The 20,608-nt window shown below is 45.7% G+C and carries 10 protein-coding genes and 1 pseudogene; 4 read left to right on the top strand and 7 right to left on the bottom strand.

Annotated features, from left to right (window positions below):
- Positions 1 to 42: 42 nt before the first annotated feature.
- The 4 genes from NE473_RS20735 to NE473_RS20750 all read left to right on the top strand — a co-directional run bounded on the left by NE473_RS20735 (position 43) and on the right by NE473_RS20750 (position 13,165).
- Entirely contained in the window at positions 43 to 11,652 is an 11,610-nt protein-coding gene (locus NE473_RS20735) for a SpaA isopeptide-forming pilin-related protein (protein ID WP_155560798.1), read from the top strand.
- Between the two features lie 119 nt (positions 11,653 to 11,771).
- Complete coding sequence (locus NE473_RS20740; RefSeq protein WP_002591412.1) at positions 11,772 to 12,227, top strand: zinc-finger-containing protein; 456 nt, start codon at positions 11,772 to 11,774, stop codon at positions 12,225 to 12,227.
- Between the two features lie 16 nt (positions 12,228 to 12,243).
- Positions 12,244 to 12,777, top strand: a complete 534-nt coding sequence (locus NE473_RS20745) for a hypothetical protein (RefSeq protein WP_002591413.1) — start codon at positions 12,244 to 12,246, stop codon at positions 12,775 to 12,777.
- Positions 12,778 to 12,796: 19 nt separating this feature from the next.
- Positions 12,797 to 13,165, top strand: coding sequence for a hypothetical protein (locus NE473_RS20750; RefSeq protein ID WP_002591414.1), 369 nt, complete (start codon positions 12,797 to 12,799; stop codon positions 13,163 to 13,165).
- A gap of 201 nt (positions 13,166 to 13,366) precedes the next feature.
- On the opposite strand, the gene NE473_RS20755 is transcribed toward NE473_RS20750, so the two are convergent.
- The 7 genes and pseudogenes from NE473_RS20755 to tet(O) all read right to left on the bottom strand — a co-directional run.
- Positions 13,367 to 15,025, bottom strand: a complete 1,659-nt coding sequence (locus NE473_RS20755) for a recombinase family protein (protein ID WP_071132119.1) — start codon at positions 15,023 to 15,025, stop codon at positions 13,367 to 13,369.
- 108 nt (positions 15,026 to 15,133) lie between these two features.
- Positions 15,134 to 15,436 carry a hypothetical protein gene (locus NE473_RS20760; protein ID WP_071132118.1) on the bottom strand — a complete coding sequence of 101 codons (303 nt, stop codon included), beginning with the start codon at positions 15,434 to 15,436 and terminating at the stop codon, positions 15,134 to 15,136.
- Complete coding sequence (locus NE473_RS20765; RefSeq protein ID WP_071132117.1) at positions 15,433 to 16,797, bottom strand: relaxase/mobilization nuclease domain-containing protein; 1,365 nt, start codon at positions 16,795 to 16,797, stop codon at positions 15,433 to 15,435. Before NE473_RS20765 ends, NE473_RS20760 begins: the two co-directional genes overlap by 4 nt.
- A gap of 1 nt (position 16,798) precedes the next feature.
- Complete coding sequence (locus NE473_RS20770) at positions 16,799 to 17,143, bottom strand: plasmid mobilization protein (protein WP_071132116.1); 345 nt, start codon at positions 17,141 to 17,143, stop codon at positions 16,799 to 16,801.
- 646 nt (positions 17,144 to 17,789) lie between these two features.
- Positions 17,790 to 18,215, bottom strand: coding sequence for a sigma-70 RNA polymerase sigma factor region 4 domain-containing protein (locus tag NE473_RS20775; protein WP_071132115.1), 426 nt, complete (start codon positions 18,213 to 18,215; stop codon positions 17,790 to 17,792).
- Positions 18,216 to 18,707: 492 nt separating this feature from the next.
- A pseudogene (locus tag NE473_RS20780) lies at positions 18,708 to 18,890 on the bottom strand (cysteine-rich KTR domain-containing protein).
- A gap of 69 nt (positions 18,891 to 18,959) precedes the next feature.
- The coding region (gene tet(O) / locus NE473_RS20785) for a tetracycline resistance ribosomal protection protein Tet(O) (protein ID WP_256265376.1) at positions 18,960 to 20,608 on the bottom strand (1,649 nt) is incomplete at its 5' end.

Raw genomic sequence — 20,608 nt, forward strand, 5'->3', positions numbered from 1 at the left:
GCAATGTTAGTCTGTGCCGGTTTTTTGGAAATGAGGAAAAATATGATACGACACGATAGCTTTTTTAAAAGACTGAAGCGTGGTGGCTCGCTGTTTTTAGCGGTGTTACTTGCGGTTCAGTCTTTTTTTTATGTTGGATTTAGTATTATTTCAGCAGATGCATCGGAGGGAGAAAACAGAGGAAGTACGTTTGCCTATTATGGCTCCCAGAATCTTTTAAAAGAGGGAGCAAGTTTTCCTTTTTATGGAAAAAACCATAATCGGGTTGGCCTTTGGCCATATGGGATTACCAATGTAGAAGGCGGCCATTCTGCACCTGGATACTGCCTGGAACCGAATAAGTCCATGCGTTCGGGCACTCCGGGAACGATTGTAACATATGACCTTGATACGGATGGTGACAACCTGCCCCTTGGGCTGACAAGAGAGGATGCGGAAATTTTATGGTACGCCCTCTCATCATCAGGTAATTTTGAAGGAGGCATTTCGGGAAATGGGAAAATCGGCCAGGGACATTATATTTTGGGGCAGGCAGCTACCTGGGCCATTATGTCAGGAAATTGGAATGGGTTAGATGATTTCCGTAGTCAGATGGAAGTCCTAATCGAGAACCTGAAAGATCCTATGCTTGCGGTATTGACAAGAGGAGCATTGGAACAATTTTTTAAACAGGTTAATGGAGCAGTGGAGGAAGGAGCCGTTCCACCCTTTGCATCTAAATTTCAAAGCCAGGCGCCGGTACATAAAATGAAGGAAAACGGGGATGGGACCTATAGTATTACATTGGAGTTTGACGGTGATGATTGGAGGCAGTCCACGCTTGTTTATGATTTGCCAGAAGGGTGGAATGTGTCTCTGGAACATGGTAGAATCACATTTACATGTACGACAGGTAATCCCGATATTGGCCTTGTGAGGGGACATTTTCAGGATGGCTCCCTGGGGGCTCAATACTGGGTTAAGCCCAATAGCTTTAAAATCTGGTATCCGGATGGTTGGAACGAGAGCAGTGCAGTAGATGGGAAACAGGCCATGATTACAATGGCAGGGAAACAGGAATCGTGGGAGGTTTGGCTGTCTTTTGGAAAAAGTACAACACACCGAGGGGAAGGAGACTATGAAATTCCATATACCCAGTACCTTCATGAGGAGACCTTTAAGCGGGATTATGTCATTGAACTGGAAAAGCAGTGTTCCGAGACAGGGAAAACTTTGGAAAACTCCACCTTTGAAGTATTAGAAAAGTTTGAGTTTTCGCAGCTTGACGGGACAAATCTGGAAAAAGACCAGTTTATGAAAATGGTGCCCACATCAGAAGGGAAATTTGAAGATTTAACTGTGTGCGATATGGGGCTTGGTACAGATGCCAACGGACATTTTTCGCATTCGGATAAGAAGCTTTATAAATATGAGAAGACTTATTGTGGGGGACACCCAGATCCAGTCATTCATTATGTGGATGGTGACTCTGACTCGGCCGATGAAGAAAATGAACGCCGGAAGAAAAAAGCCTGGGATGCCTGGCAGGAGTGCGTGGACTGGTGTGAGGAAAATTGTGATTTCCATTCCATCGATGAGGGCGTTGCCAGAGACTTAATGGAGGAGGACCGGGATGAGGCATGGAGTACCTATATTCACCTGAAGCGTATTTACACAGTCAGGGAAACAGACGCCAGAACCGGATATATCCTTCATGACCTGCACAATGATGATGTCTCCATTGAAATTGTTGAATTTTCATCTTCTCAGTCAGAAGGAGAGGGTGCCATTACCGGCTATTACCCTGGCAATCGGGCAGTTTCGGTTCGAGAGATGGAGGATGTGCCGCAGTTGTCAAAATCGGAGAAGGTTACAGATATTGTTCAGGCGGGAATGTCAGATGAAGGGAATCAAAACAGTGATTCAGTTACCGGACAGGAAAAAATACCTGAGGATAAAGGGAATGAACAAGAGCCTGCTTTTAAGGAGCATGAGAACACAAAGAAACATGAATCGGAATCTTCCGGTGACACAGCAGAGACCGGTGAGGAAGGGGCGAAGGAGGTGGATGCCGGGTCAGAGGAAACAGCAGATACAACAGAAATAAAAGAGTCTGATGAGGCATCCCAGCCATCAATGGAAAACAGAGAGGAAACAGATGAAGAGGCCAGTCCTGAAGCTGAAACGCAGGATTCTGGAAATGAAGCTGAATCAGTGGAAGAAGAGACCATAACAGAGGACCTTCCTACCGTAGCAACCAGATCCCAGATAGGGATAGAAAAGGACGTAGCCACACCGTCAAATGCGTCCACCTATTTGGTTTCACGCCCGGCCTCTATAAAAGTTGGAACAGGCGGGCACTGGGAATGGGATGGTGTCCAGGAAGACAGTGAAGTGGCACCGATTGAGCAAGGCAGCTATCCGTCCGGGTACATTGGTTACGCTTATCTGGTGAAGGATCACAGAACAGAAGGAGAGCTGCATATTAATAAGCGGGATAAAGAACTTTTTGAGCTGGAAGAGGACAGCTATGGAAAAGCCCAAGCAGATGCAACCTTAGAGGGCGCTGTATATGGACTATATGCGGCAGAGGACATCAGGCATCCAGATGGGAAAACCGGTGTTGTATTTTCTGCGGGGGAGTTGGTATCCATTGCCACAACGGATAAAAATGGTGATGCTTCATTCTTAACCATAACAGAAGTATCAGAAACCTCAAGAGAGGTACCGAATCTCTATACGGGTAATGAAGTACGGAATGGAAATGGCTGGATTGGACGTCCGCTTATTTTAGGCAGTTATTATATAGAAGAAATCTCACGCTCTGAAGGTTATGAACGTTCTGTAACCGGCAAGAACTTATCTGAGAGCAATCGAACAGGAAAGCCTATTGTCTTAACCGCGTCAGGGAGCGCCTATACAGATGGATTTACCCATAGTATTAATGAATGGTTTGAGGATTCCTATGATTTTACGGTTAAATATTATAAAACAAAGGGTTTCGATATTCTGCTTTCCGGTCTCCCGGAGCGTGTCAAGGCATATGAGGTGACAAGAAAAGAGACTGCATCACAGGAGCAGGTGATAACCGGAACAGAGTGCGTAGAGAAAAAAGATGCGCAGGGAAATATCCTGTACCGGACTGCCGAGGGTGGAGAATACAAGTTAGACGAAACCGGGAATAAGATTATAAAATCAGATGATAGCGGCAATCCGGTGTTGTCTGACCGGGCGCTCACCCAAACGGTTTCGGCAGTGAACCGATTAAATGATTATATCTCATCCATTGAGCGGGAGGAACCGTCCGATTTGGATATGGAAGAATCAGAAGATATTGACGAGGATTATATTTTGTGGGAGACGTCATCGGCTCTTGCTCTTTCGGGGTATAAGAGTGGGCTGTCTGATTACCCGTTAAAAAAACTCAAATTATCTGGAAAGACAAATGGGAAGATGATAGATGAGATTCTGACCTTCTGCTCCTCGGAAAGTTTTTGGGATGCATATGATGTAGATGCAGTATATGAGGAGGCGGGAACCTGGTATGCAAGAATTCGTTATGGATATAAAGCATTGGCGAACCAGCCAGCCATTTATGAAAGCGGCAGTGGTCTTTTAGTAATCCGAAAGGAATATGAGGGCGGGTTTTATTATGCAGTCTATGAAGAGGGACAGTATGATATGGATGGTTACCGCTTCACAGTAGAGAAAAAGGAACTGGACCTGGAGGCTTTGGGGCAAGACGAAATTCTGTTAAAGACGGTTTATGCACCTGTCTATGAGACCTATGCGGCTGGGGAGTTCATATTGGACAGTGAAGGACAGAAAATCCCGCAGATGGAGGCGGTTCCAATCTATACCAGCCAGGAGGTGGTTTCCTATGAGGAAATTCTGACCCCTGTAAAGACAACCGCAGTGGAGGGCCAGGTGAGCATCCATGTGGATACGGACGAGGAATTTACAGAGGGGGAAAAACATGAGAGAACTTACCGTGTAGTGACAGAACAGAAAATAACAGAATATACAGCAACCGTGAACGTCATGACGACCAAACCTGCACAGAAGAGTGGCTCTTATCTAAAGTTCCCTGTATTATTCTATCCGGGCCAGTATGAAATCTATGAAGATAACGGCACACGGAAAGAGCCGGTTATTATGCTGGAGCGGGTGATTAAGCAGGCAATCGAGGTGAAAAAGGATATTGCTCTGGACTCCTATGAGCATAATACCTATGAGATTCACCGTGACCCGTTTACCGTTCTTTTTGGAGGGTATAACGGAACACAGGAGACGAAGACGCTTCCCGGCTTTTTCTTTAAACTGTATCTGCGTTCTGATTTAGAGAAAACAGACAAGCTTATGAAAAAGGAAGATGGCAGTTATGACTATGTAACATTTTTCAAGGAAAATCCCGATGCTGCGTCTGAGCTTGCAATTGAGTGGGATTTGGAAAAGTATGATGCAGACGGGGATATGACAACCGTACATGCAAACCGGGGCGGCGGGAAGGACGACTACTGGGGACAAAGCAGGATGCTTCCTTACGGTACATATGTTTTGGTGGAGCAGCAGCCAACAGGCATCCCACAAAAACATTATGAGATTGATGCGCCTCAGGAGGTAGAGATTCCTTTTGTTCCACAGATAGATGCCGATGGTACAGTACATGATAAAATCCCATCTAAGGAATATCTTTACGACTCTGCCATGACACCGGAGGAATTGACTGAGCGTTATCAGATTCGATTTAATGAAGAAACCCATATCATATATGCGCATAATAATGACGGCGATTTTGAAGTGTTTAAGTATGGTCTGGAGCCGGACCGCAGAAGGGATTGCCAGAATGAGACAGTAGCGAGGTATTATCATTACGGCTCTATCAGCGAGGATGCTGGAAGTGCAGACCAGGTGTATTATGAAACTTATTACGACCGGGATGGAACGATAGCGGATTATGGTGTAACAATGAATGGAGTGGTTACCATGACCGGAAAGTCTACTGCCGTGGACCGGATGTACGCGAAAGCACTTGTACCCTGGAGTGTGTTAGATCCCAGATATGGAGAAGTAATCAACGATGACGGCGATATCGGAAACCGGGAAGCTGGCCTGGAGACAGATGGAACCTTTAATTTTATTTCCTTTGCAGTCAAGGATTTTGAGAATGAGTTTTACAGCTCCAGACTCAGGATTGAGAAATTGGATTCTGAAACTGGAGAAAATATTCTGCATGAAGGAGCACTCTTTAAGATTTATGCAGCCAAAAGGGACGTGATTGGAAACGGTGCTTCCGGTGTGACAGGAAGCGGGGATATCCTGTTTGATGAGGAGGGAACACCTCTCTATGAGGAACGTGAACAGATTTTCATGCAGGACGACACCGGAGCGGAAGTAGGGGTTTTTAAGGCTTATACCACAATCCGGGACGGAGAAGTTGAAGGAGAGGACGGAAGCCTGCATACAGAGAAGCAGTGCGTGGGGTATCTGGAAACGTATCAGCCGTTAGGCGCCGGCGCTTATGTTCTGGTGGAGGTAGAGGCACCGGATGGATATGTGAAGTCGAAACCTATTGCATTTACGGTATACAGCGACAAGGTGGAATATTATGAAGACGGCAATCAGGAGAAAAGGACGCAGGCGGTAAAATACCAGTACATGCGTCCCATTGGCGCTGACGGGAAAACCGTTGTAGAGGATAAGCACCAGATTATTGTAAAGAATGCACCTACACATATAGAAATACATAAGCTGGAAAACCGTGCGGATGCCGTCACATACCGTGTAGAGGGAGATGAAAAGCAGCTAAATAACCGCGGGGACGTGGATTTACAGTATAAACCCAATGGGGAATTTGCCGGGTTTGGTTATGTGACAAAACGCCTTGAAAACGGTCAGGAGAAGATATATGTGGAGAATGCAACACTGACATTGTATGAGGGGTTGGAAGTAAAGCAGACTGGGGAACACGAGTATGAGAAAGTCAAGGTGAAGAGAAATCTATTTGGCTCAGTAACGGGAATCCAGGCGTATGATACCGGCGTGGATACCGATATAAGACAGACTGGGACAAACGCAGCAGGGCAGGCGGAGTGGGATATTACAGAAGAGGATAATCCACCCGTGGACATATGGTATTTTGACTTAAAATATGATCCCACAGAACTTGATGAACAGACCGGCATCCTCTATGGACTGGATGACTGGGGGAACCGTCTCTGTATGTTGGATTCAGAAACAGGTATGGCTTATGTGACAGATAAAACCGGCGCAGTGATTGTCTGGCCGCTTGATGAAAATGGGGATAAAATCATTTCCCAATCCGTAGAAGTATATACCAACGGGGAAGGAAATTCATCTATCAACATGGATTTGCAGCCAGTACCAGATGAAAACGGGCTTCCTATCTATTATAAGGATGGCGGTGTTATATGGATTGAGAATGAATGGGTGACGGACCATGGTGCCTGTGAAATTGCAAGAGTAAGGCAGGGCGCCTATATCCTGGAGGAGACAGCTGCCCCGTTGTCAGACGGTTATGTACAGTCCGCATCAGTCGGTGTGATTGTCCGTGATGTAAGCGAGAAGCAGTCCTATGTGATGGAGGATGATTACACAAAGATTGAGGTATCAAAGCTTGATATGACTTCCAGAAAAGAGATTGAGGGCGCGGTTTTAACACTCTACGAAGCATACCGCGTCTATGATGATTCCGACCGGGGGTGGCATTTGGAAATTCTCCGGGATATGGAGGATAAACCGATTGTAGCGGAACGATGGGTGTCAGAAGGAAACGTTCCACACTGGATTGACCATATCATGCCGGGAGATTATATTCTTCAGGAAACAAGAGTACCAACAAAGGCCGGCTATGTGACGGCGGAGGATGTGGAAGTCACCATATTGGAAACCGGTGAAGTACAAGGCTATGTAATGGAAGATGATCATACAGCGGTAGAGGTTTTAAAGCTGGACTCCCGGACCGGGGCTGTGATGGATAATCTTCACCGGGCCACACTGGCTTTATACGAAGCCCAGGTAGATGAGAATGGGGAAGTGCAGTATAGAGATGATGGAACCATACTCTATCATCAGGAAAAGAAGGTGTATGAATGGCAGACAGATGATGGAAGTGATGTGAGAAAAACGGCCCATCAGGTTACCATACCGGGTGGACACAGCTACACGGCCTATGATTATGAGATAGAGCAGGTTCCGGGAACCAGTCAGGCGGTTTGCTATATCACGGAGACAGGAGCCATGCGTTTCGAGTATCTTCCGGTGGGGAAATATGTGTTGGTAGAAGAGCAGGCTCCTTACGGCTATACAGTGGCAGCACCGGTTTATGTACCAGTCCTTGATGTGGGTTCTAAGGAACGTGTGCAGACCATTACCATGACAGACGAACCGATTCAGGTACTCCTGACAAAAGTGAATGTGACAGGTGGAAAAGAAATTTCCGGAGCCACAGTTGCCGTCTACCGTGCAAAGGAAGATGGTACACTTGCCAAACACCAAATGAAAGACAAAAACGGTAATCTGTTGTATGTAACCGATACGGACGGGAATCTGTTGCAGGATGAAGACGGGAACCATATTCCGGCTATGGAGTACGAAGATGCGTATCTGGTGGAACGCTGGATTTCCGGCTCAGACGGAACATACACGAAGCGGGACCAGAAAGAAGGCAGGATACCGGAAGGTTATGAAATCGGGGATTTAAGGCTTCATGAGTTAAGTCAGCCGGCCGCAGGGAATTACTATTTTGTTGAGGAACAGTCTCCCTTTGGATATGTGAGGGCTGCAGAACTGCCGTTTGCGATTGTTGATACACTGGATATTCAAAAGATTGAACTGGTAAATGAACTGATTCTGGGCCAGGTTGAGATTATCAAGACCGATAAAAGGAATCCGGAACAAGTTTTATCAGGTGCAAGGTTCCGATTGTCCAATCTGGATACCAATGTGGCGACCATTCTGATAACGGATTCCGATGGTCGGGCAGTCAGCTCCCCGGTCCCCATTGGAGGGATAGGAACGGATGGGGCGGTAAGCCTCTATCATTTCCGGATACAGGAGGTGGAAGCGCCTGACGGTTATCTGCTTGACCCGACAGTCCACGACTTCCAGTTTAATATAAAGACAGACCAGTACCAGACGCTCACCTATCAGTATGAAGCAGCGGATAGCCCTAATAGGGTTATCATTTCTAAAAAGCAGCTTACAACAAAGGAGGAACTGCCAGGCGCCAGCTTAGAGGTCCGCAGAGTCACAGAGATGGTTGACAAGGACGGAACGGTTATACGGATTGACGGTGATGTGATTGAAAGCTGGATTTCCACGGAGGTCCCGCACGAACTGGAATGCCTGACAGAGGGGATGTATGTCCTAATCGAGACACGGGCACCGGAAGGGTATATAGAAGCAGAGAAAGTGTACTTTACAATATCCGGGAACATGACAGTGGATGACATCCCTATGGTGGAGATGTTTGATGATGACACCAAGATTGAAATCAGAAAGGTGGACAGTGAAACCGGAAATCCTTTAAAGGGCGCGAAGATGCAGCTGATTTTGCAAGCGTCCGGGGAAATCATTAAGGAATGGATTACAGATGAAACCGGAGCGATTCAGTTCTTCGGTCTCCCGGCAGGCGTGTACTTAGTGAAAGAGGTAGAGGCTCCGGAAGGATACCAGATATCGGAAGGTCCCATGCGGATTACCGTGACCAAAGATTATAAGCAACAGACGTTTGTAATGGAGAACCGGATGACCGAATTGATGATTGACAAACTGGACGAGGAGACCAGGGAACCGGTAACAGGAGCAGTGCTGCAGCTTACAGATGGGGAAGGAAATCAGGTGGCGAAATGGGTTACCACTGGGGAACCGGAACTAATCCGCGGCTTAAAGGCAGGCTGGTATATACTGGAGGAAATCCAGGCGGCAGACGGCTATCTGCTTTTAAAGGAACCAGTGAGAATCGAGATTACGGAGAAAGCAGGAATACAAACCGTTACCATTACAAACCGGAAACTTGAAGTGGAAGTGGCAAAAACAGATAAAGAGACCGGAGAAAACCTGGCGGGAGCAAGACTTCAGTTGATTCGAGATGCCGATGGCATGGTATTGAAAGAATGGGTAAGTGGGAAGATACCTGAAATTTTTAAAGGACTTTCTGTCGGAGACTATACAATCAGGGAACTGACGGCCCCAGAGGGCTATGCAGTAACAGGGCGTTTAAACTTTTGCGTGAGCGGAACCGAGGAAAAGCAGGAGATTAACCTGGTAAATGAGAAGATTGTGGTGGAACTCCAGAAGACGGACACCTTGGAAGGCAGCCCAGTGGAAGGGGCGGTTCTTCAGCTTCTAAAGGCTGCGGGGACAAACGAGGAGACTGTAATGAAAGAATGGGTGTCAGGAAAGGAGCCGTTTATTTTAACAGGAATACCGTCTGGTATCTATACAATAAGGGAAACACAGGCACCGGAAGGATATGTCCCAATGGAGGATATGAAAATAGAGATCCTTCCTAATCAGACCATGCAGCATTTTGATATTAAAAACCAGCCAATTCAGATAGAGATAGGAAAGGTTAGCGGAGAAACAGGAAAACTGCTGGGCGGCGCTGTTCTTCAACTGGTAAGAGATTCGGACGGTACAGTAATCCGGAAATGGACATCCAGGGACGGTGAGGCTGAACACTTTAAAAACCTTGCGGGCGGTACGTATATAATACGTGAGGTGAAGGCTCCCTCCGGCTATGAGAAAATGGAGCCGCAGGAAATAGAAATAAAAGATATTGAGGCGATACAGGAATTTGTGGTCAAGAACTATAAAATCACCCATTCAGGTGGCGGCGGTGGCAGCACTCCGAATCACCCGAGACCCTCAGCGGAGTATATGGAACTGTTTAAGATTGATGGAAGAACTGGCCAGAAGCTTGCAGGGGCAAAGATTACCGTTTACAATCCAGACGGCAGTGTCTATGCGGAAGGATTTACAAATGCAGCAGGAATATTCCGGTTTAAGAAACCTTTAAAAGGAGCCTATACATTTAAAGAGACGGAGGCACCAGAGGGATACTATCTAAATGAGGTACTGCATGCGTTTGCAGTAACTGAAGATGGGACCATAGAAGGGGATACGACTATGGAAAACTACAGTAAAACAGAAATGATAATCTCTAAAGTGGATGTAACAACAGCAGAGGAACTGCCTGGCGCCGAGATCGAGGTCACAGACCAGGACGGAAACCATATCTTCTCCGGCATTAGTGATGAAAAGGGAAAAGTATATTTTCCGGTCCCGTCTCCGGGGGAATATCATTTCAGGGAACTGACAGCACCGGAAGGGTATGACAGAAACGAGACGGTCTTTTCATTCACGGTGTTTGAGGACGGCAGTATAATTGGCGACAATACCATTACCGATCAGAAACATTACGGAACAATCACGGCCAATTATGAGACAAATAGAAGGGGAGAGGGTGATTTGATGGTCGGTGAACTTAATCATGCACCAAAGACAGGAGATACCAGCTATTTTGTAGGGGTGTTCATGGCATGGCTTGCATCCGTAGTAAGCCTGTTAATTGTTTCCCTCTCAAAGTGGAGAAAAAAACAAAAGAAATCAAAAACAGGGATAAAGGCTGGCATGTTTCTATTGTTGGCAATAATGGTAGTTAGTACGCCGGTGATGGAGTCTCAGGCAGCGGAAGATGTAATTGAAAATATATATGAGGAACACCAGTATACAACGGAAAACCCCGATTCTAATGAAGCAGAAAAGCTGTTTGAAAAAGAAATTGAGAGAGACGGAAAAAAATACCGTCTCTCAGAAATCCGGACAGAAGTGCTGGAAGAACAGGGGAAAAGGAGTTCTGGAAATTCTTTTGAAATCGCAACAAGCCCGTTTATTGATGGAAAAGTGGAGGTTAGGCCGAAAGAACAGATAACCCGGAATGGAATTACTTATCATTTGGTAAAATCCCAGAAGGAAGCAGCCGTTATACGGGCTCATGAGGTACCGGTAAGTGAGGAAGTCTTATATGAAGCAGTGGAAGCCAAGGACATGATACCGTCAAAAATCAAGATGACGGTAACAGATGAGAAAACCGGGCAGATGATGGAGACTATTGCAAAAATTTCTGACCAGACATTTGGCGGGGAGCGCCTGGACGATACATTTTCCTTTTCAGCTGTGTTTCATGAATATGGGCTGGACGGCTATTGGATTGGGGACCAGGTTTTTAAACTGAGTGGGACTGAACCAGACTTCACCGGATATGAAGGGCAGCTCCTTTCTCTGATTGAGGCTGATGCTGAGCATTATACCATAGAAGCAGCAAGGTGGGATGGGGAAGCTTACACAGATGAAGCGGGTATCCTATGCCGTAGGGTTGTTATAACTGGTACCAAGAAGGTGAGTGACTGCACAGTGATATATGAGGGAAGTGCCTATTTTCCGGAGGAGGAAGGCGTACGCCTGATTTCTACCTATGATAGCGGGGAAGAAGAGGTAGAGCAATACACCATGAAAGCAACGGGGGTTTACATACCTAAAAAGAACCATGGAGCAGCGGTCGCCACTGTGATTGGTGTTACCAGTGTCGGTGCAGGTACTGCAGGATATACCTATTATCGGAAAAAGAAGCAGAATCAAAACGTATAAGCAAAGAGGGGAGGAATGGGACATATTTCTCCCCATAATAAATTTATGAAATACCCTTGTATTAAGGAATAACCGTTTTATACAATAGATCTATATTAAGGAGGAAGGAGATAGAAGAAATGAAAAAAAAACAGAAAGTAGTCCGGATACATCCGCGTAAGAAACCTAACCTTGCAATGCCCGTTTGTCCTTACTGTGGACGAGACGCTGTTATGCGGCCAGCCGAGTATGTCTATGGTGATGATACGATAACTGCAGGAAGCATGCTGTATGTATGCAGCGGATATCCGGATTGCAATTCCTATGTAGGAGTTCATAGAGGAACGAAAAAGCCTATGGGCTCTTTGGCGGATAAAGAACTTCGTAATAAAAGAATCCGCGCGCATCGTGCCATGAACAGACTGATTGAAAGTGGGTACATGTGCAAAAATGGAGTTTATGCCTGGTTATCCTGCAGCTTAAACCTGCCGCCTAAAGAGACACACATCGGATGTTTTTCAGATTATATGTGTGAGCAGACCATCATGGAGTGTGAGCGAGTATTAGAAAATTGGAAAGGAAAAAGAGCTGCATAAAAGGGGGCATAAGCACATGAGATTAGAGCCATCAGATAAACCAATGTACCACAGAATGGATCAAAGGGATAGAGCATTGATTATGATACCTGTTTTTGGAATAGCAGCCTCATTGGGGCTGTTTTTTCTTGCGGCCCGTTTTCCGGCCATCATCGGTGGACCATTCATCGGACTTGGTGTGTGTGGTATGTTTGGAAGCGCAATTCGCTATTGGAAGCTAAAGCAGTTGATTATGCCATTAAGCGGATGCTGCTTAGAAATTCAGACCAGTTGTTTTGTTGCAAGGCAACCTTGGAAGAAGGAACACTACGAGCAATGCAGAATCTATTTTAAGGAAGTTCAGGCGCTAATAAGGGAAGCCAAAGTAGGTGGTTTTTATCTACAGATTCCAGAAGGCGGTGAGAGTGAAATCCGTGGGTTTGGAGAAAACCGGCGGTGTCTTTTCTATGTCAGCCCATTTGGTTACCCGGAGGATAAGATGCAGGCCATGTACCAGACCATAAAAGAAAGGCTGCCTGAAACGGCAGAAATATATGAATATGAAACATGAATGGATGGGAGTTCCGAAAATGTTAATGAAAAAGCTAATCATAAATGCAGGTGTCATACTGGGCATCCTGGCAGCGGGAGTTTTTATGGAGATTCATCAGGAGGGAGAAGGTGTTTTAAAACTCACAATACTGTGCGTGATCGGCCTGGGTCTTTACTTTTTATACCTTTGTCAGGTTATTTTCCAGAAGAAATATGAGACGCTGGTGGGAGAAGTGACCCTGATACAAAACTGTAAGGGCAGAAAAAGATATTGGGAAATTGAGGTGGTAGATGGGGAAGGCAAGGCAAAGCGGCTTTTGATACCGGTTCAGAGCGGGGTGAGGAAAGGGATTGTGTACCGATTTTTCTTGAAGAATGATACTTTGCTGGGGGTGGAGGAAATGTGATGAGTTATAGAAATATATAGTAATCTGAGGGTGAAGTATGTCAAAGATAGCTGTATCCTGCTTGACTACTTCAGTAGTAATAGCAGTAAGCGTATGTAGTAAAATCATTGTATGATTTATTGTTTATGAGTTAAACCAGATAGGGATAAAAATAGATATGTATCGGCAGGAGTACAGATTTACTCCTGCTTTCGCCTTTATTCAGGCGGTTTGACGTGTAGTACGCCGCATATATTCCCGCTCCATTTCCCGCATTTCCTCGTCTGTGGGAATATCCACAATCCCGACATAGGAATAGTAAATGTCGATTTGCTGTGTCCGTTTCCCGTCCTTTTTCTCACGCTCATGGATTACGATTTTATCCACAAATGCGTTTAGGATTTCGGGCGTGAGTTCGTCAATGCGGGTATATTTCTTCGTGACGGCTATCAGCTTTGCTACATTGGTCACTTCCATATCGGCTTGGCTGACCTCTGCGGTCAACGCTTCGATTTCACGCTTTAACTGTCCCTGCTCCGCTTCATATCCGTCTGACAGCTTGTAAAAGCGTTCGTCATTCAGTTTTCCGCTGACATTGTCCTCGTAGATTTTGCGGAACAGGCGGTCAAGCTCATCCATCCGCTTTTCGTCTTTTTCTATCTGTTTCTGCTTTGCGGACAGTTCGTATCGGCGTTCCGCAAGGGTGGTGTCTATCTGCCGTCGGATAAATACCCGCTCAAACTGCTGTAAATAGGACAGGAAATGCTGAAGCTGTTTCAAAACCAACTGGTTTAATGCGTCCTCTCGGATATAATGCTGCGTGCAGTTCTGCGTGCGGCTCGTCCGTTTGTACTGCGAACAGCGGAAATGGGCGTATCCGTTGGCAGTGGCAAGGCTTAACTTTGCCCCGCAGTCGGCACAATAGAGCAGTCCAGAAAACATGCTCGTAATCCCGCTTTTGTTCGGTCTGCGTTTGTTTTCCCGTATTATCTGTACCTTTTCCCATATATCCCTGTCAATGATGGGGGCATGGGCATTTTCGATATACGCCCGCCTGTCCTTTGCGGTGGGGATGCGTTTTTTGCTCTTAAAGCCAAGCCTTGTGGATTTGAAGCTTTCCGTTATGCCGATATATGCTACGTTTTCCAGAATGGCGGCTACGGCAGATGTTTCCCAGCAATACGGGTCTTCCGACACTTTTGCAACGCCGATTCCCTTTGACGCTTTGTAGGCTGACGGGGTAAGCGTCCTGTCTTTCCAGAGGGTTGTGGCTATGGCAGACACGCCCTTTCCCTGCATGCAGAGGGAGAATATCCTGCGGACGACTGCCGCCGCTTCCCCGTCCACAAGCCATCGGGTCTTGTCATCTGGATTCCGTAAATATCCATAAGGCGGCGCACCCAGATGTTCGCCTGCAAGCCCCTTCGCTTTCTTAACTTCCTTTACCTTTTTGCTCGTGCTTTTGGGATACCATTCGTTAAAAAGGTTGGTAAAGGCGGCAAATTCATTGCTCTCAAGGCTGCCAGTGTCCACGTTGTCCATGATGGCGATGAACCTCACGCCCGCTTCGGGATAGATGATTTCGGAGTAAGAGCCGACCTCAATATAATTCCTGCCGAAGCGTGACAAATCTTTGACAATGACTGTCTTTACAAGCCCTTTTTCAATATCCGCCGACATTTCCTTAAAGCTTGGGCGGTCAAAATTCGTACCCGTATAGCCGTCGTCCACATAGAATTTCGGGTTAGGGAAACCGTGTTCCTTTGCGTACTTCATCAGATATTCTTTCTGGTTTACAATGCTGTTGCTCTCGCCTTCCCGTCCGTCGTCCTGGCTTAAACGGCAGTACAAGGCGGTAAATTTTTCCTGCTGTCTTTTCATAAGGTTCTCCTTTCCGACAGCAGACACGGTATTGTGAAGTGTAGGTACAGTGTACCATACCTGTCCTCAAACTTCAACGCTTTAAAGCGGTAATTCTTCTGCGGTCTGCTATGCTCCGTCATCGCCACTCCAATCCCCGTCATTATAACATTCATATCCCTGCATGCCACGCATAAAAATATCCGTAAGCTTGGAAAGCAAATCCCGCCCGTCCTTTCGGAAATGGGCGTCGACGGTGTATTCCGTGCCGCCGATTTTCTCGGTAAAGCTCATCTGCTCTGGAACACGGACAAGGGGAGTGACGTTTTGGACGGGCGGCAGAGGGGGATATACTTTATCGGGATTTACCATAGGGGCGTCCCTGTATTCCTCCATGATTGCCTGTATTTCTTCTTCGGACTTTCTGCTCATCGCAATGATTCCTCCCTCCTGCGGTCTGTTTTGCCTGCCCTCCCGTTCTGGTTTGAACGCTGTTTTTCAGCCGTATCGTGGATTTGGTTTAAACAATCATCAATGTGGGCAGAGCGTTTTTCAATTCCATCCGCATATTTCAGCCGCTTTCGCAGTTCTGTTATCTGCTCCGTCACTCCGTTTTTTTCTTCTCGGAGCGTTTCTTTCTCGGCGGGTGAAGCACGCCGTATCTTATTCTGCAAGTGCCGCCGATAGTCGGTAAGCATGTCCATTTCCGTCTGGTTTTTCTCCCTGTCGGCGTGCAAATCGGAGAGGGTGGAGATGTCATGCTCTGACATATAGCGTACCTGTGCGGTAATCTCGTCCAGTTTCCGAAGCTCCTCTTTCATCAGCGGGCTTGTCGGCTTGTAGTCCGTGCCTTTCGGGAATATCCCCAACTGATAGCACCAGTAATAATACAACGCTAAGATTCCCGTGGTTTTCTGGTGCGGTTTCCAAGCCTTTTTATATTCCTCTGGCATATGGGGAGAGTAGGAAATCCTCGCTTTATAGTTCCCGTACCTTGCCCTTGTGCCTAAATGTGAGCGGATAAAATCGGGCGTTAAGCGTTCATCAAGCGTATCTAATCTTGTAAAATGCTTATACTGCGGCAGCTTCATCTTCCAATGCCCGCCCGAAAAATCAACCTCGTAGCCTTTGTCGGTAAGGTATCTCATCATGTGCGGAATATCCCGACTGCCGCTGATTGCCTCCGCCAAATCTTCCAGATAGACGTTGTAGCGTGTCGGCTTGCCGCTCTTTTCATCCAGATACAGCGGTCTTGAAGGGGCTTTCTTCGGGTTCTCAATCACCGATAATCCGTACTCTCTGCACAAGCGGTCTGACGTTTCCCTTAGCCGTTTCTGCTCCGATTTTGAGTAATTATATTTGCTCCCATCCAGATAGGAAACGGAGTTGAAGCAGAAGTGGTTGTGGAGATGCCCCCTGTCAAGGTGGGTGGCAACGATTATCTGGTACTTGTCGCCCCACATCTCCCTTGCCAGTTTCAAGCCGATTTCGTGGCATTGTTCGGGCGTTACCTCGTCTGGCTTGAAGCTCTGGTAGCCGTGCCAAGCGATATACCCGCCTGTCTTCTGGTACTGCTTTTTCGTCAGAATCATCTGCTGTAACGCTGTTTCTTTTAAACAGTTGATGGCGGAAACAAACTCTCCATTGTCCGTTTTCTCTGGATTTTTCACATAGGAGAACACGTCAAAGAAGTCCTGCATCTCCTTATTCGGCACGGTCTTTTCTGGATTTTCCACATAAGAAATCAGGTCTTTCAACCGTCCTTCGATGTGCCAGAGGCTCGTTGCCGCCATATCAGACTACCCCTTTCCCTGCATATTTTTCCATATCAAACGGTTGTGGCATAGTAAATCTCTGCTGCAAATCCATCACTAACTGCTCAATCTCCTTACAGATTTCAGCGGCGGCAGGATAGAAAGGGACGCATTTTCTGAAAGCATCATGCACTTCATAGAGCTTGCCTAGCAGTTCCCAAAACTCGGTTTGCGGCATTGGCTGTGGGGCATTTCCCCTGCATAACTGACGCATAAATTCTGCTGCGGACAGACCGCAGGCGGATGAATACTGCTTTAATTTTTCATGTTCTTCTTCGCTCAATCTAAAAGTAATGCATACTTTTTCTGATTTTTCTCTACTCATTTTTCTTAATCCTCCAGTCTTATTTTTTCTTTTATCGGGGTAGCTAGGGGCGCTGGACGTCCAGTGGACGTCCGCTTAGCGCCGACCGAAGCGGAGCGTAGACCTGTCCCCTAAGTTAGTCCACACGCCTTTAGGCTGTGGATTGGGATTGTGGCTGACACAATCCGATGCTCGCTATCCCTGCGGACATCTCCGCAGGGCAACTTTTCTGTGCAGCGACATTCTTTATACCTGCCCTTACCCTCCGAAAAGAAAATCCTATGTGCTTCCACCTCCGTTCTGGATTTGATTACCTTTGACTTTTGGATAAATGAAAAAGCCGCTGCACCACACCACGAACGACAAGAGGATTCCCTCTCAATCTGATTCGCAATGTTATGTAGCGGCTTTGAAATTCAAAACCCATGTCAGCCTTGTCGATTGACCAACATTTCAATTTTATATCTATGTACTTATTTAATTTTCAATCTTCCAATTTCCCCATTAGTATTTTAGAATACCATAGCGGCAATATGGCTGTCAAGATTTTGCACAAACTTTTTAGTATTCCCTATGGACAGGGATTTTATTCACTTATTCTAAAATTGGGCGGGAGAATTTTATCCCCCACCCAATAGCCCATAAGAAAGCGTGCTGTATTAGATGCCTATAAAATCTTCTGCAACTTTTTTCTGAGATGGTCTAACCGTGCATAGATAGCACCCGTCGTTAAATGCACAAGCGGGGCAATCTCTTTTGTGGAATAGCCCTGCATTTTCAGCAGAACGATTTGCAGAGTACGCCTGTCCACCGTAAGCAATGCCTGATACAGATTTTCATCCTCGATTTCATCTAATAAATCCGTAACGGTCTTTATCTCGGATGATTGCTCTTTGTCTGCCATTCCCTCAAGGTATTCCCCGAAATCGCTTGTCCAATGGTAAAACCGCCTGTTGGAATTAAAGTCTGCCCTGTCGTCTATACGGATTTGTTCAATGGTAGTTTCATCAACTCCATGTTCCCGCAACACTTTTTCCTCGGCTTCTTTCCAGATACGCCACTTCCTGTCCTCACGTCCGTTGTTATATGCCATTCTTTTTTCCTCCAATCAATCTGAATTGAGCAGGCTTTAGCCTGCGATGAAATGTAAAAATCCAGATGGAGAGGCGGGGAACGACACCCAAAACAAGTAACAGCCCTGCGGCGTATTCCGATAAAAAACGACAAAAGAAAAACCGCAAAGGCTCTGTGACCTCTACGGTTATGGGAAATACTAATTCTGTTGTATGGAGATTGTACTTCTACCTTCATGGTGAGAAGTACCGTTGCACTGGCAGGGATTTTTTTAACTGGCTTCCTGCCAGTCCCTGATATGCTATGTATAGATAAACTTTGCTTTATATAAGCAGATGGACAACCGCCCGAAAAAAGGAACATAAAAACCCTCCAAATTTAAAAACAAATTCAGAGGGTAATTTAGGGTATAACAAAATAACCCACCCGAATATCGTTTTTTTATTTGGTGAGTTTGTTCTTTCAAATACGAAACAAAAAGAGCCGATGATTCGTGAATTGTTCCACAATTTCATCGACTCTGCGTCTTAAGCGTCTGGCTCTTTGATGACAGTTATCTTCAAGTTGTCAACTTTAATCAATCTTTCTTGTCTGCATTTTGGACAATAAAGGGGATAATTCTTCAAAACTTCTTCAAAACAGTGTCTTTCCTAATTTTATTACGGGTTTTGCTCCCACAAACAGGGCACAATATCTATTCGCATTTCATCATAATTAGCTTCTAATCCTTTCAAATCTCATTTTATACGACTTTCGCAAGCTGTTAGGCTAACTTGTGGAACATATGCCGAACCTTATCTATACGGCTATTCGGGCGGCGGGGTTGGCAAATAAGTTTACCAGTAGCTGGCTGGTATCCTTTTAACTCTGTCAAGCAGACTCCCTGCCCATTTGTGAAATAAGTTAAATCGTTCCTGTATTCTTGAATACATCTGGCAGGGATTTCTCCTTTCAGAATGACCTCGTCATTCTTTATCTGGGTACTTACAATATCTGCACAATACCTTGGGGCATCATGATACGCCCGTGAGAGATATTCCTGCGGTGCATAAATTTCAAATTGGAGATATGGCTCTAATAGTTCTGTCCCTGCTTTTTTTAAAGCCTGCTCCAATACGATAGGGGAAAGCAGCCGAAAGTCTGCGGGGGTACTTACAGGACTATAATACAATCCATATTCAAAACAGATTTTACAGTCTGTCACTTTCCATCCATACAGCCCCTGCCCGCAGCCATAGAGGACCCCCTCCATAACCGCATTTTGGAACGATTGGTTTAAATATCCAAGTGAAACTCTGCTTTCATACTGCACTCCGCTTCCAATAGGGAGCGGCTCTATGGACAACCCGACAGAAGCCCAGAAAGGGTTTGGCGGGACTTCTATGTGGATGGTATATTCTGCTTTTCTAAGCGGTCTTTCCATATATATAACAGTAGGCTCTTTTATTTCTGCCTCCACATGATATTTTTCCTCAAGGATGGCACAAATGACTTCCATCTGCACTTTCCCCAAAAAAGAAAGTATAATCTCATGCGTTGTAGTATCCACATAATATTTTAAAAGAGGGTCGCCATCTGAAATTTCTGTAAGTGCCCCAAGCAATATTTCCCGCTGTTCAGATTTCTTTACTGCAATCGTTGTTTGGAGCATAGGGAGAGGATTTTCAATAAATGCTCTCTGCGGCAACAGCATTTCGTTCCCCAAAATACTGTTTAGCTGCAAAACATCATTTGGTAAAATTACAATATCACCAGAGCAGGCTGTATCGGATGAACATAATTCCCCGTTTGTCGGAACACACATCTCTGTGATTTTTATTTTCTCTTTTTCAGATATTCTAATAACATCCCTCAAATGCAATGTTCCGCTATATATACGCACATAAACAAAACGCCGCCTTTTCTCCGAATATTCAATCTTAAAAACCTGCCCGCATAGTTCAGATTGACCTTCAGGCGTTGATGAATAAAACTTACTGGCAATCACTTCTATAAGCTGCCGAATCCCAAGATTGTTTTTAGCGCTTCCGTGATAAACGGGAAATAACGTTCCGTTTTGGAATCTCCTGTTTTCTTCCTGTTCCAGTTCTGACATTTTAAACGGTTTCCCTGACATATATTTCTCTAATAGTCCATCGTTTCCCATAATTACCGCATCCCACTGTCCCATATCGTCATTGTCCGTTACATTTATATGGGGATGCTGCCCAACCTTTTGCTTCACTATAATTTCCGAAGAAAGCTTTGCTTTCATTTCCCGATATACCATTGGCAAATCAATCCCCTCTTGGTCAATTTTATTGATGAAAAAAATTGTCGGAATCTTCATTGTCTGTAGTGCATGAAACAGTATGCGGGTCTGTGCCTGTATGCCATCCTTTGCAGAAACTAATAATACTGCTCCGTCTAATA

This window comes from Hungatella sp. SL.1.14, assembly GCF_024460495.1.
In the GTDB taxonomy this organism is placed as follows: Bacteria; Bacillota; Clostridia; order Lachnospirales; family Lachnospiraceae; genus Hungatella; species Hungatella hathewayi.